Source organism: Nocardioides salsibiostraticola, from assembly GCF_054783655.1.
The window spans coordinates 483140-495709 of record NZ_BAAGQD010000026.1 but is presented as its reverse complement, the minus strand read 5'-3'; the positions used below and the strand labels follow the sequence as shown (position 1 = coordinate 495709).

At 69.3% G+C, this 12570-nt stretch carries 11 protein-coding genes; 7 read left to right on the top strand and 4 right to left on the bottom strand.

Annotated features, from left to right (window positions below):
* Positions 1 to 14: 14 nt before the first annotated feature.
* Together ACYVLV_RS16785 and ACYVLV_RS16780 are read right to left on the bottom strand one after the other, a co-directional pair.
* Positions 15 to 2177: an acyltransferase family protein gene (locus tag ACYVLV_RS16785; RefSeq protein ID WP_460811694.1), complete on the bottom strand. Its 2163-nt coding sequence runs from the start codon at positions 2175 to 2177 to the stop codon at positions 15 to 17.
* Between the two features lie 183 nt (positions 2178 to 2360).
* Complete coding sequence (locus tag ACYVLV_RS16780; protein WP_460811692.1) at positions 2361 to 3017, bottom strand: hypothetical protein; 657 nt, start codon at positions 3015 to 3017, stop codon at positions 2361 to 2363.
* A 108-nt stretch (positions 3018 to 3125) separates the two neighbouring features.
* Here ACYVLV_RS16780 and ACYVLV_RS16775 point away from each other — a divergent pair, with 108 nt between their 5' ends.
* The 4 genes from ACYVLV_RS16775 to ACYVLV_RS16760 all read left to right on the top strand — a co-directional run bounded on the left by ACYVLV_RS16775 (position 3126) and on the right by ACYVLV_RS16760 (position 7490).
* Positions 3126 to 4706: an adenylate/guanylate cyclase domain-containing protein gene (locus tag ACYVLV_RS16775; RefSeq protein ID WP_460811688.1), complete on the top strand. Its 1581-nt coding sequence runs from the start codon at positions 3126 to 3128 to the stop codon at positions 4704 to 4706.
* Positions 4707 to 4765: 59 nt separating this feature from the next.
* Positions 4766 to 5461 carry an SDR family NAD(P)-dependent oxidoreductase gene (locus ACYVLV_RS16770; RefSeq protein ID WP_460811684.1) on the top strand — a complete coding sequence of 232 codons (696 nt, stop codon included), beginning with the start codon at positions 4766 to 4768 and terminating at the stop codon, positions 5459 to 5461.
* 91 nt (positions 5462 to 5552) lie between these two features.
* Positions 5553 to 6659: an alpha/beta fold hydrolase gene (locus ACYVLV_RS16765; RefSeq protein WP_460811680.1), complete on the top strand. Its 1107-nt coding sequence runs from the start codon at positions 5553 to 5555 to the stop codon at positions 6657 to 6659.
* Positions 6660 to 6668: 9 nt separating this feature from the next.
* Positions 6669 to 7490 (top strand): alpha/beta fold hydrolase, encoded by an 822-nt coding sequence (locus ACYVLV_RS16760; protein WP_460811676.1) that lies wholly within the window; start codon positions 6669 to 6671, stop codon positions 7488 to 7490.
* On the opposite strand, the gene ACYVLV_RS16755 is transcribed toward ACYVLV_RS16760, so the two are convergent.
* Positions 7491 to 8372, bottom strand: a complete 882-nt coding sequence (locus ACYVLV_RS16755; RefSeq protein ID WP_460811674.1) for an aldo/keto reductase — start codon at positions 8370 to 8372, stop codon at positions 7491 to 7493.
* A gap of 71 nt (positions 8373 to 8443) precedes the next feature.
* Here ACYVLV_RS16755 and ACYVLV_RS16750 point away from each other — a divergent pair, with 71 nt between their 5' ends.
* Positions 8444 to 9220 carry an SDR family NAD(P)-dependent oxidoreductase gene (locus tag ACYVLV_RS16750; protein WP_460811672.1) on the top strand — a complete coding sequence of 259 codons (777 nt, stop codon included), beginning with the start codon at positions 8444 to 8446 and terminating at the stop codon, positions 9218 to 9220.
* 156 nt (positions 9221 to 9376) lie between these two features.
* On the opposite strand, the gene ACYVLV_RS16745 is transcribed toward ACYVLV_RS16750, so the two are convergent.
* Positions 9377 to 10636, bottom strand: a complete 1260-nt coding sequence (locus ACYVLV_RS16745; protein WP_460811670.1) for a hotdog domain-containing protein — start codon at positions 10634 to 10636, stop codon at positions 9377 to 9379.
* Between ACYVLV_RS16745 and ACYVLV_RS16740 the strand changes: the two genes are divergently transcribed.
* A complete protein-coding gene (locus tag ACYVLV_RS16740; RefSeq protein ID WP_460811668.1) occupies positions 10631 to 11659 on the top strand; it encodes an LLM class flavin-dependent oxidoreductase in 1029 nt (342 codons plus the stop codon). The two genes, ACYVLV_RS16745 and ACYVLV_RS16740, sit on opposite strands and share 6 nt — an antisense overlap.
* Positions 11659 to 12567: an NAD-dependent epimerase/dehydratase family protein gene (locus ACYVLV_RS16735; protein WP_460811666.1), complete on the top strand. Its 909-nt coding sequence runs from the start codon at positions 11659 to 11661 to the stop codon at positions 12565 to 12567. The genes ACYVLV_RS16740 and ACYVLV_RS16735 overlap by 1 nt, the downstream gene beginning before the upstream one ends.
* The last annotated feature ends 3 nt before the right edge of the window (positions 12568 to 12570 follow it).

Here is a 12570-nt window from a genome sequence, read left to right as displayed (position 1 = left end):
ACGCAGGATGCCCACTAGCGCTCGACGGGCGGGAGCGCGTTGGCCACGGAGGGCTCGAAGTAGTCCGAGAGGCTGCGCGCGAAGGTGGCGCTGATGTGGTTGTCGTCGAAGAAGACCAGGGTGTCGTCGACCTTGGCCCGACAGACGGACTCGTCGCACAGTTCCTGCGACACGTCGATCAGGCGGCTCTTGCCCTGCAGGGACCGCAGCTTGAGTTTCAGCCAGGTCATCGCCGAACTCTCGTTGATTTCGAACTCGGCGTTGCTGACGTCGCAGTCCAGCGGGTAGGGCCGCGCCTCGCACAGCGGGGCGTTGCGAGGAACCTCAGGGATGGGAGCGATCACGTCCACGTCCACCCCGAGCTCGCCGAGGCTGCTGAACAAGGCGCCTCCGCCCTGTCGGAAGACGTTCGTCATCGCCCCGACGTTGCGGGTGTGCTGCGGGTTGCCGTTGCGAATGTCCAGCAGGTTCAGCGGCGGCTCACCGAAGTAGCTCTGCCAACTGGCGCCCAGGATCACCTGGAGCGGCTGGTCGCCGTCGGCGAGCTCCTCGACGAGATCGAGCGCCAAGACGTTGTTCATCGAGCACCGTGTCTTCGGCAGCTCGGTCGCGTCGTACGGCGGGCAGGTCCCCAGGTTGAACGCGACGAGGTTCACGTCCTCGCCCTCGGCGGCCTTGACCACCGACGGGATGTACATCCACGCGTGCGAATCACCCCAGATGACCATGGTGCCCCGGTCGGCCTCGAAGTCGTTGAGGTTGCACTGCATGGGGCTCCGCTGGATCTGCTCGTCGGCAGTGGCGCACTCCAACGGAAGCGGCGGGAAGTCGTTGACCTGCTCGGTGACCGCGGCCCAGCGTGGCGTCTGGGCCTCCTCGGAGGCGATCATCGAGGCGACCCCGGCGGTGGTGGCGACCAGGGCCATGGAGGCGACCCCCGCGACGACGATCCGGGGAGACGCCCAGGTGCTGCCGGTGACGCGGTTGCCGCCGCGGCTGTAGAAGAGGCCCTCGATGAAGCGGTAGCTCAAGTAGGCCACGCCCAGCGCGGCCATGATCAGCGCGATGCGGACCCACAGTGGCGGCGGAGCCAGGTTGACCGACTCCCCCATCACCAGGAAAGGCCAGTGCCAGAGGTACCACCCGTAGGAGATCAGGCCGAGCGACACGAAGAGCTTGTTGGACAAGAACTTGGTGATCGCCGTACTGCTGCCGGTGCCGGCCCAGACCATGAAGATCGCCCCGAAGCAGGGGATCAGGGCCCAGTAGGTCGGGTAGCCGTCGGTGGGCATGGGCTGCCACAGCACCGAGGCGATCAGGGCCGCCCCCACCAGGCCCAGGATCCGACGCGCCCACGTCGGCAGGGAGATCCGCGCCACCAACAGGGCCAGCCCGACCCCGAGGAGGAACTCGTAGGCGCGGGTGATCGGCAGGTAGTAGGCGGCCTCGGGGTAGGGGTTGGCCCAGGCCATGGCCAGGAGCAGCGACCCGATCACGAGCAGCCCACACACGGCCAGCGCGACCGTCTGGAAGTCGCGCTTGAACCGGCGGGAGATCAGGGCCGCGGCCAGGATCAGCAGCGGGAGGGCGAGATAGAACTGCTCCTCGACCGAGAGGGACCAGGTGTGCAGGAGTACGCCGGTGCCCGGGACCTGACCGAAGTAGCTGACGTCGGAGATCTTCCAGAAATAGAAGTTCGACAGGAACCCGGCGGCCGCGCCAGCGGACTCGGCGGTCTCCTGTTGGGCCCCGGTCGGATTCATCAGGAAGAAACTCAGCAGCAGGACGCCGAGCAACATGGTGGCCTTGGCCGGGATCAGTCGGCGTGCACGACGGGCGTAGAACGACATCCATCGCACACCGCCGGTGCGGTGGTACTCCGAGAGAAGCAGGTTGGTGATCACGAACCCGGAGACGACGAAGAAGAGGTCGAGACCGATGAAGCCGCCCTTGAAGCCGGGAACGTCAGCGTGGTAGCCCATCACCATGATCGCCGCGGCCCCGCGGATGCCGTCGATGTCGGGCCGGTAGTTCATCCGAGTGGGCTTCTTGCGCTCCTCCTCGGCCTCGCTCGACACGGCGACGGTGGCCCCCGGGGACGTCGGGGAAGCACCTACGGCGGAGCGTCCCGTGGGGGACGAATGGACGACAGCAGATGAGCGCGTCAGAGTCGCCAACTCACCCACCTCTTCCCATGCATTCCTGCGGCCTCAGCCGCCGATCGTACGGCGCTGCTAGTTCTCGGGATGTCGATTTTCTCAGACTGCCTGGGAGAAGTATGGCCAACGGCCCAACTTCGACGAAAATGTCCCGTCCGTCATGTGGCCGGACCGATCAGTGAGAGAGATCAGTGGGAGCGATCAGGAGCGGGGTCCGACACCCGATGGCGCGCCCAATTGGGCCCGCCGCTTCGATCCGGGCAGCCGCGAGACCACATCGGTCAGGGGTTCGAGCAGACGCACCAACTGGGCCGCCGACTGGTCGATGCCGCGGGCAGATCCATCCAGACCCTCGACCGCGGAGTTGATGCCCCCCACGGAGTCTCGTACCGAGGCCACCACCGGTTCGAGGGCCGCCAGGATGGGCCCGATCCGTTCGATGTTGATCATCAGGTCACCCAGCCGCGCGATGATGCCGTCCTCGGCCACCAACTGTTCGAGGAGACCCTCACGGGCGAGAAGCTGATCGAGGGCGCCGCCCTCTTCGAGGATGCGGTCCAGGGGACCGCCCGGTTCCACGACCCGGTCGATCAGACCGCCCTCGGCGATCAGGCGGTCCAGCACACCCTGCGGGGCGCTGAGGCGCGCCAGCACTCCGCGTTCATCCAGAATCCGATCCACGATCCCGTTGGGCTGGAGCGCCTGGCCCAGCGGCCGGTCGGGGGCGGTGACGGCCGAGAGCATGTAGATCAGCCGGCCGGGACCCTCGGGGGCGACCAGCTTGGCTACGCCGATGCTGGCCTGTCCGAAGGCGATGGCCGCCCGGACCGGGAAGGTGGCGATGTCGAAGAGCCGCATGGCAGGAGAGTAGTAGCACTCGTCACGTTCTCGCCGGTGTTCACACCTTGGCCCTCCCGACGCGCGATACTGCGCCCACACCACACCCGTGGGGCGAGAGGAGAGGTGATGGCTGAGCTTTTCGGGCGCCCCCGCGTCCCGAGCCCCTTCGGTTCGCGCCTCCTGGGGCCCGATGACCAACCCATCGAGCGACTGCGGGTGCGGGTGCAGTTGCTGCTGACGGTTCTCCTGCTCGCGACCAATCTGGTCAGTGCGGCCACGGTGATCGTCATCTCGCTGTTCCTGGTCCCCGCGCCGACCGCCACCCCGACCACGTTGCTGGCCCTGTCCATCGCGATCCCGGCGTACGTCGCGATGGCGATCGTCATCGGCGTGGCGGTGGGGACCTCGATGACCCTGGGAGCCCTGGACTGGGCCCGCGAGGGCCGAGCCCCGCGCCCCGAGGACCGCGCGCGGGCGTTGCGCGTCCCGTTGCGATTGACGCAGGTCCAGGCGCTGTTGTGGCTCGGCGCGACGGTGACCTTCACGACCCTCGCCCTCATCCTGCAGCCCGAGCGAGCCGTGGCGACCGGGCTGACCGTCGGCGTAGCCGGAATCGTCGGGTGCGGCATCGCCTTCCTGCTGACCGAGTTCACCCTGCGGCCGGTCTCCGCGCGCGCCCTGGCCGGGGAGCCGTTCACCGTGCGACCCCGCGGCGCCGGTGTCGGCGCTCGGATGATCATCTTCTGGCTCGTCGGGACCGGAGCTCCCGTGGCCGGTCTGATCGTGGCCGGCGTCCTCGCCCTGGCCGACGACTCGACCTCCCGGGTCCGTCTGGCGATCATCACCATCGTGGTGGGAGGGGTGGTGCTGTCCTTCGGGCTGTTCGTGACGATCCTCAACGCCCGCTCCGTCGTCGCACCGATCGTGTCGGTGGGGCAGGCGCTGCGCGACGTCGAGCGGGGGGACCTGGACCGCGAAGTCATCGTCTACGACGGCACCGAGCTCGGGCTGCTCCAGTCCGGGTTCAACCAGATGGTGAGCGGCCTACGCGAACGCGAACACCTGCGCGACCTGTTCGGGCGCCACGTCGGTGAGGATGTGGCCCGGGCCGCCGCCAACACCACCGGCGGCCGGATCGAGCTGGGCGGGGAGATCCGCACCGTCTCGGTCCTCTTCGTCGACCTGGTCGGCTCCACGCGCTACGCCACCGACCGGGACGCCGATGTGGTCGTCGGCATGCTCAACCGGTTCTTCGGGGTGATCGTCGACGAGGTCGACCGGGGTCACGGCCTGGTCAACAAGTTCATGGGAGACGCCGTCCTTGCGGTCTTCGGCGCCCCCAACCCGATCGGCGACCACGCCGGTGCCGCCCTCCTCGCCGCCCGCACCATCGCGGCTCGGCTGGTCGAGGAGATCCCGGAGATCAGCGCCGGCATCGGGGTCGCGACCGGCAAGGTCGTGGCTGGCAACGTGGGCCACCAGCACCGTTTCGAGTACACGGTGATCGGCGACGCGGTGAACTCGGCGTCACGACTCACCGAGCTCGCCAAGGACGTCCACGGGAACGTGCTGGTCTCCTGGGACACCGTGCGTGCCGCTCACCCGCAGGAGGCGAACCGCTGGATCGCCCAGGGGAGCACGACCCTGCGCGGTCGAACGTCCAGGACACCGCTGGGCATCCCCCGCTCGCGTCCCTGGGCCGGCTGAGCCCCGCGCCCCGAAAAGGGGTACCGCCAGGGCAGAGCCATTTACCCTGAGGAGTCCCTATGGAGTTGTCCGGAGCAAGGATGCTGGTCGTCGGCGGGACGGGGGTGCTCGGCGAGGGCATCGCCCGAGCCCTGCTCGAGAAGGGCGCCTCGGTCGTCGTCACCGGCCGCGACGCCGAGCGTCTGACCGATCTCGCGCAGGACTGTGGCACCTCCCCCATCGAGCTGAACATGCTCGACGTCGACGGTTGCGCCGACGCCGTGGCGCAGGCCAAGGAGGCCCTCGGCGGTCTGACCGGGGTCGTGGTGGCGACCGGAGTGGCCGCCTTCGGAGCGGCCGTGGAGGCCGACTCGGTCGTCGCCGAGGAGCTCTTCGCGGTCAACACCCTGGGCCCCATGGCGGTCGTGCGGGCTGCGGCGTCACACCTGGATGAGGGCGGTGGGGTCGCCGTACTGTCCGCGATCCTGGCTGACATGCCGACCGCGGGGATGGCGGAGTACTCCGCATCCAAGGCGGCACTCACGTCCTGGCTCACCGTCGTACGACGGGAGAACCGTCGCAAGTTCACCGTCCTGGACGTCCGCCCGCCCCACCTGGACACCGGTCTCTCCGACCATCCGTTGGCCGGGAGCGCCCCCAAGTTGCCCGAGCCGCTGGCCGGATCGGCGGTCGTCGCCAAGGTCATCGAGGGGCTGGAGTCCGGCGCCGCGGAGCTCGTGTGGGATGCCAAGGCCAAGGAACTGAAGCTGATCTGATGACGGACTCGGACGGGGGCCGGGGCAGGGTCGGCGACGTCACATACCAAAGGTCTGTCACATACCGCGCTATTGAACTACGTTCAGCAGCATGTTCAAGACGACTCTCACCCCTTCCCCCCTCCTGGCGCTGGCCCTCGCCGCAGCACTGATGCTCCCCGTACCCGCATCGGCATCGGCATCGGCACCTGCACCCGCGGCGTCCGCCCCGACCGCGAAGAAGTCGTCGGGCCAGTCCTCATCGTCGTCCGTACGCAGCCGGCGGGTCTCCTTCGAGGTCGTCAACACCAACGAGACCTCCGTGGCGTGCCGGGGAGACAACCGGAACTACACGGTGCGGGGACGCCTCGTGGGACCGCGCAAGGTCGTCAACGGCTACGGCGGAGCCGCCCGCTTCAACGTCCTGGTCCACGACGCCGGGACCGGCGGATGGTTCTGGAACCTGCGACGGACCCCGCGTTACGACTACGCCACCCAGCTCGCGAAGAAGGGTGAGACCTCCCTCGTCCTGGACCGGCTGGGGTATGACACCAGCCCGTTGTCGAACGGTCGCGACACCTGCCTGGGCGCCCAGGCGACCATGCTCAAGCAGGTCATCCAGAAGCTGTACGCCGGCACCTACAACCACGCCGGACCCTCGCAGTCACCGCCTCACGCGGGAAGCATCGTCGTGCACGGACACGGGACGGGTGCGGCCATCGCCCAGCTCGAAGCCGCTGAGTTCAAGGACACCGCCGGCCTGGTCCTCATGTCCTGGTCGGGTGCCAACGGGGCCTCGACCGCGGGCATCAGTGAGGCCCGCCGCCAGTTCGGCGATTGTCTCCTCGGGGCCAGCCGGGCGGCGTACGGCGCGTCGGTCAAGGACTACCGCAACCTTCTCTTCGGTCGCGCGACCGGTCGGGTGAAGAACACCGCGGTCCGGCTGCGTAACGCCACCCCCTGTGGCGACGTGACCAGCCTGGCTGCCGCCGCGCTGACCGCCGACACCTCGGCCACCGGGGTCCGCGTGCCGGTCCTGGTCCTCGTGGGAGGCAACGACCGTCGAGTCCGTGGCAGCGCCCAGGATGCGGCCTCCGCCTTCACCCGGAGCCCCAGCGTGCGGGCCCGCACGATCTCCGGAGCCGGGAGCGCCCTGCCCCTGGAGAAGTCGGCCCCGAAGACCCGTCGCATCGTGAAGCGCTGGCTCGACCAGCGCTAGCCTTCTACGGTGCCTTCGACCTTTCCCCTGCCGCTCTACCGTGACGAGGGATCCGGCGATGCCGTGGTTCTCTTCCACGGTTTCCCCGACACCGCCGCCACCTGGGACGGCATCGCCGACGCCCTGGTCGCCGACGGCCATCGCGTCATCGTGCCGCACCTGCGCGGCTACCACCCGGACACCGTGAATCCGGCCCGCGGCTACCAAGCCCTCGAACTGGCCGAGGACGTCCTGGCCGTGCTCGACGTCTGCGGCGTCGAACGGGCCACGCTCGTGGGGCACGATTGGGGCGCCACGTTGGTCTACGGCGCGGCCGGACTCGCCCCCGAACGAGTCCGCGGAGTCGTGGCCTGCGCCATCCCCCACCCGCGCACCCTGAAGGCGACTCCGTCACTGCTGGTGAAGGCGCGCCATTTCGTCGCCCTCAAGATGCCGTGGGCGGCTCGGGAGTTCGCGTCACGCAACTTCCGTGCCGTGGACACGCTCTACCGTCGGTGGGCACCGACCTGGGTCGGCCCGGAGCGCGACCTGTGCATCGCCCACGTCAAGACGGCCTTCGCCGATCCCGCCGTACTCAACGCTGCCCTGGGTTACTACCGCGATCTGTCCCCCAAGGCCCCACCCGAGGTACGCCGCCGCCTCGCGATGCCGGGTCTGGTGGTGGGCGGGACCCGCGACCTCCTACCGCCGGAGGCCTTCGAGGCGAGTCGCACAGCCTTCACCGGTCCGGTCGATGTGGAGATCTTCGACGGGGCCGGGCACTGGCCTCACCGTGAGGACGAGGAACGCTTCATCGCCCTCCTCCGGGACTTCCTGGCCCGCCTGGACTGACTATCCGCGGTCGAGGGCCGCCAACTCCTCCGCCGACAGGACCAGATCGGCCGCTGCTGCCGAATCCCGCACCGACTCGGGACGCTTGGCCCCGGGGATCGGGATGACGGTGGGTGACTGGGCGAGCTCCCAGGCCAGGGCGATCTGCTGGGCGCTGACCCCGCGGGTCTCGGCGACGGTTGCGAACGCCGGGTGCTTCTCGGCCAGTTCCTTGGCGTCACCCAGCCCGCCCAACGGACTCCAGGGCAGGAAGGCCAGTCCGAGCTCGGCGCACACCTCGATCTCCGGGAGGGACGAGCGGAACTTCGGGGAAAACTGGTTCTGCACGCTGACCAGGGCGTCGCCCAGGACGTCGTGGGCCAACCTGATCTGGTCAGGGTCGGCGTTGGACAGTCCGATTCGGGCCACCTTCCCGGAGTCGTGGATCGACTTCAGGGTGTCGACCACCTCGGCGTACTCCACCGACGGGTCGGGGCGGTGGTGCTGCCACAGGGCGATCTGCTCGACCCCGAGCCGTCCCAGGCTGGCGTCGACGGCGTCGCGCAGATGGTCGGCGGAGGAGTCGACGTCCCAGTCGCCCCCGTCGGTGCGGACGTGACCGCCCTTGGTCGCCAACAGGATCTGGTCGCGAACGCCGAGCTCGTCGAGGAGTCCGGCGATGAGCGTTTCGTTCTGTCCCTGCGCCTGGGCCCCGGCGGTTCCGTCGCCGTAGGCGTCGGCGGTGTCGAAGAGCGTCACGCCGGCGTCGAGCGCGGCCCGGACAGTGGCCAGGAGTTGCTCACGGGGCTGGGCCCCGGACTGGTCGAAAGTCATCAGGCCAAGGCCGACGGCCCCCACCTGGATCCGGCCGACGGTGTCGTTTCCGATCTCGCGTGTCTGCATGTCTCCTGTTTACCGGCTCCACCCCGGCGAGCACACACCCGTCGGGGCGAGAAGTCCGACATGCTGGCTCCATGAACAGACTCACCGACCGCACCATCATCGTCACCGGCGCCGGCTCCGGCATCGGTCGTGGCACCGCGCTGCGGCTCGCCCGCGAGGGCGCGTACGTCGCCGCACTCGATGTCGCCCCGGAGTCGCTCGAGAGCCTGGCGGCAGAGGCTGCGGAGGAGGATCTCCCCGGCACCCTGGTCACGGGACCTATCGACATCGCCTCCGAGGACTCGGTGGCCACCGGGGTCGGCGGGGTGATCACGGCTCGCGGCGGTCTCGACGCGGTCGTGAATGTGGCCGGGATCCACTACGGCGACCACACCCACGCGATGACCTTGGACCGGTGGAACCGGCTGCTCGCGGTGAACCTGACCGGAACCTTCCTGATGACCCGTGAGGCGATCCCCTCGCTGCTCGAGTCGAAGCACGGCGGAGTGGTCGTCAACTTCTCCTCGACCTCGGCGTTCTTCGCCCACCCCTACATGGCGGCGTACGCCGCGACGAAGGGGGCGATCATGTCCTTCACCCACGCCATCGCCCTCGAGTACGCCGATCGCGGGCTACGCGCGGTCAGCGTTGTCCCCGGCGGCATCGAGACCGCGATCACGGGGTCGACCCCGGCCAATCTGCCCTCCGACACGGACTGGTCGAAGATGAACAAGTTGATGCCGGTGCTGGGCCGCGGTGGTTTCGGGAACCCCGAGAACATCGCCGGCGTGGTCGCGATGCTGGTCAGCGACGACGGCGCCTACATCACCGGCACCGAGATCCGCGTCGACGGCGGCACCCACATGTGAGTGCGACCTCAATCAACTCCGCGTCGACGGCGGCACCCACATGTGAGTGAGACCTCAATCAACTCCGCGTCGACGGCGGAACCCACATGTGAGTGAGACCTCAATCAACTCCGCGTCGACGGCGGAACCCACATGTGAGCGTGATTGTGCTGAGCGCTAACCCGGGTCGCCGGCGCGTTCGGGCATCCCGACCTCGATGAACAGGGCGGTCGCCTCGACGGTGCGGGCGCCGTCCACCTCGATCCAGGCCTCGGTGGAGATCTTCCGGCCGTCGCGATCCAGGATGCGGGATCCGAGGGTGACCGGTCGCTCCAGCGGGGTCCGCCCGAGATAGCGGGTGTTCAGCTGACCGGTGACGGCGGGGACCCCGGTGGACTGCACGAGGATCCCGACCATCACGTCCATCAGGGAAGCGATCGTGCCGCCGTGGGCAGTCTCTGGAGGCCCCTCCTGCAGAGCGTTCAGGACGACCTCCGCGGTGGCCGACCGTCCCACGAACGGCGAGGACGCTGTGATGTGTACGTCGAGGCCGGGGTGCATGGGGTTGAGGTCGTTGATGCGGACGACGCGACCCTCCTGCGCCCACCGTTGAGGGGTCTCGTAGCGGGTGCGGGTGACCCGGTTGACGGGGTCGAGCCAGCCGTCCGCGCTCTCGTCCGAGGGCGGGCTGGACAGCGCCTCGGTCAGTTCGTGCACCGTGCGCGTGTGCTCGAGGATCTGCTCGGTCGGTAGCCGGGTGGTCGCCCCGGCGAGGGCGAGGTCGCTGAGCGCATCGACCAGACCACGCAGTGCGTCGTACTGCGGTGCGGTGAGGTCGTCGATCCGGCGGCGGTTCGCGGCCTCGGCGAGGTCCCCCGGAGCCGGGGCCGCTGGCGGGGGCGGACGCCCCAACACGTGGTGCACGATCTGCGCAGCAACCTGCTTCGGCTCCTCGCTCGGCGAGCACTCCGCGGGGCCGGTCCAACACGACCACAACCGATCGGGCGATCCGGCCCGGAGCCGCTCACCGACCTCGCCGCCGATCCCCACGCCGGCGTACGCGAAGCGGGTTTCGAACGATCCCGGCTCCCCTCGTTCGAGCAGCACCTCCTCGACGACGGCGAGAACCCCCGCCGCGAGGTCGGGGACGGTGTCGGGGTCGGTGTAGTCGGGGACCGGCCCGGAGTTGTAGCCGTGACCGGGTAGGTCCCAGGCGAGCAGGTCGAAGTCGGTGGCCAGGATCGAGGCGCAGTCACTCCACAGCGACAGGGCCGAGGAGCCCGCGCTCGGCCCCAGGATCAGGAGCGGCAGTTCGTTGCGGCCCGCGGCGCCGTTGAGGCGGACGGCGGTGATGACGGGAATCAACAGGTACCTCGATCGGTTGGCCAGATCACCGAACCATCCTCTCAGGCCTCTCAGAAAGGTCCGGTCATGCATGTAGGTGTCGACAGTTTCGTATCCGAGGTGACCGACCCGACCACGGGGCACGTGGTCGGACCGCAGGAGCGGATGGAGCATCTCCTCGAGGAGATCACCCTGGCCGACAGGGTCGGGCTGCACTCCTTCGGCATCGGCGAGCACCACCGCGAGGAGTACTACGACTCCGCACCGTCGATCATCCTCGCTGCCGCAGCCGCACGGACCGAACGCATCCGGCTCGGTAGCGCGGTCAAGGTGCTCAGCGCCGACGACCCGGTGCGGGTCTTCCAGCAGTTCGCGACGTTGGACCTGATCTCGAAGGGGCGGATCGACCTCGTCGTGGGTCGCGGCTCCTTCACCGAGGCCTTCCCGCTCTTCGGTCTCGACCTGGCGGACTACGACTCGCTGTTCACCGAGAAGCTCGAGCTGTTGTTGAAGATCCGCGACGAACACGAGGTCACCTGGTCCGGACGACACCGCGCTCCCCTGGTGCGCCAACGCGTCTTCCCGCGGCCCGCTCAGGAGCAGCTGCCGATCTGGGTCGGGGTGGGCGGGACGCCCGAGTCCTTCGCTCGCGCCGGGGCGCTGGGTCTGCCGCTGATGGTCGCGATCATCGGTGGCCAGCCACGCCAGTTCGCTCCCCTGGTCGACCTCTACCGCCGGGCCGGAGCCGAGGCCGGGCATGCTCCCGAGCAGTTGAAGGTCGGCCTGCACGTCTTCGGCTTCGTCGCCGAGAGCACCCAACTGGCCGCCGACACGATCTTCCCGGGGTGGCACGAGATGTTCACGAAGATCTCCCGGGAGCGGGGCTTCGCGGCGCCCAGCCGTGCGCAGTTCGATGCCACGGCGGGCCCGGACGGCGCCTTCTTCATGGGTGACCCGACCACGGTGGCGGACAAGATCCGTCGGGTCTCGGACCAACTCGGTGGCGTGGACCGCTTGTCGCTCCAGATGACCAACCCCCGGTTGGCGCACAGCGACCTGCTGCGCGGGATCGAGCTGTTGGGCACCGAGGTCGCCCCGTCGGTCGGAGAGCTGTGATGGCGGACTCTACGACGACGGTCGTCGTGACGGGCGCGAACGGGCTCGTGGGAGGTCGCGTCTGCGCAGCACTGGCCGAGCGGGGCGTCCCCGTGCGTGCCGTCGTACGACGCGCCGGCACCGCCCCTGTCCTGCCCGGGGTCGAGGAGGTGGTGGGCGAGTTCTTCGACGCCGACCTCGCCGCCCGGGTGACCCACGGGGCGGCTGCGGTGGTCACCACCGTGCACCCGATGGGCAGCGACCGGGAGACCCAGCACCGCATCGGCGTGAGCGGCACCGCCGTGATGGCGCGGGCCGCCCGTGACGCCGGGGTCGGACGTCTGATCCACGTCTCGACTGCTGCCGTCTACGACCGGTCACCCGGGACCGGGGACGTCGACGAGTCGTCCGCGCTGGTTGGCGATGACGGGGGCGACTACCCCGAGACCAAGCGGGATGCCGACGCCGAGCTCGCGGAGATCGACCGGATCACCATGGTCCTGTTGCGACCCCCCGCCATCCTCGGGGCGGGTACGAGTTCGGTCTGGAACACGCTGCGCCCGGCAGCGATCCGCGATGTCGAGAGCCAACGCCACACGGTGCCCGACAAGTCGTTCGCCTGGGTGCACGTCGACGACCTCGCCGCGATCGCCGCCGACCTCGCCAGCGGCCGCATCGCCGACGCCACCGATCCTGCCGACGGTCCGGTCGCCGGTGCCTGCACCGCGGTCAACGTCGCCGCCGGTCCCGCCAGGGACCGCGACTACTACGAGGCAGTCACCGCCGCGGTCGGCGTCGAACCGATCTGGGACGACGGGCCAGCGTGGACCGGTCGAATCCTCACCGACCGGGCACGCCGGTGGGGCTGGACCCCACGGGTGGGCCTCAGCGACGCCCTGGCCGAGATCCGTGCGGGGCTGCAGGGCTGAGCG

Excerpts from the sequence above, each read along its gene's own strand:
- ACYVLV_RS16780 (WP_460811692.1), bottom strand. The coding sequence starts at position 3,017 with ATGCGGCTCTTCGACATCGCCACCTTCCCGGTCCGGGCGGCCATCGCC.
- ACYVLV_RS16775 (WP_460811688.1), top strand. The coding sequence starts at position 3,126 with ATGGCTGAGCTTTTCGGGCGCCCCCGCGTCCCGAGCCCCTTCGGTTCG.
- ACYVLV_RS16770 (WP_460811684.1), top strand. The coding sequence starts at position 4,766 with ATGGAGTTGTCCGGAGCAAGGATGCTGGTCGTCGGCGGGACGGGGGTG.
- ACYVLV_RS16765 (WP_460811680.1), top strand. The coding sequence starts at position 5,553 with ATGTTCAAGACGACTCTCACCCCTTCCCCCCTCCTGGCGCTGGCCCTC.
- ACYVLV_RS16755 (WP_460811674.1), bottom strand. The coding sequence starts at position 8,372 with ATGCAGACACGCGAGATCGGAAACGACACCGTCGGCCGGATCCAGGTG.
- ACYVLV_RS16750 (WP_460811672.1), top strand. The coding sequence starts at position 8,444 with ATGAACAGACTCACCGACCGCACCATCATCGTCACCGGCGCCGGCTCC.
- ACYVLV_RS16740 (WP_460811668.1), top strand. The coding sequence starts at position 10,631 with ATGCATGTAGGTGTCGACAGTTTCGTATCCGAGGTGACCGACCCGACC.
- ACYVLV_RS16745 (WP_460811670.1), bottom strand. The coding sequence starts at position 10,636 with ATGCATGACCGGACCTTTCTGAGAGGCCTGAGAGGATGGTTCGGTGAT.
- ACYVLV_RS16735 (WP_460811666.1), top strand. The coding sequence starts at position 11,659 with ATGGCGGACTCTACGACGACGGTCGTCGTGACGGGCGCGAACGGGCTC.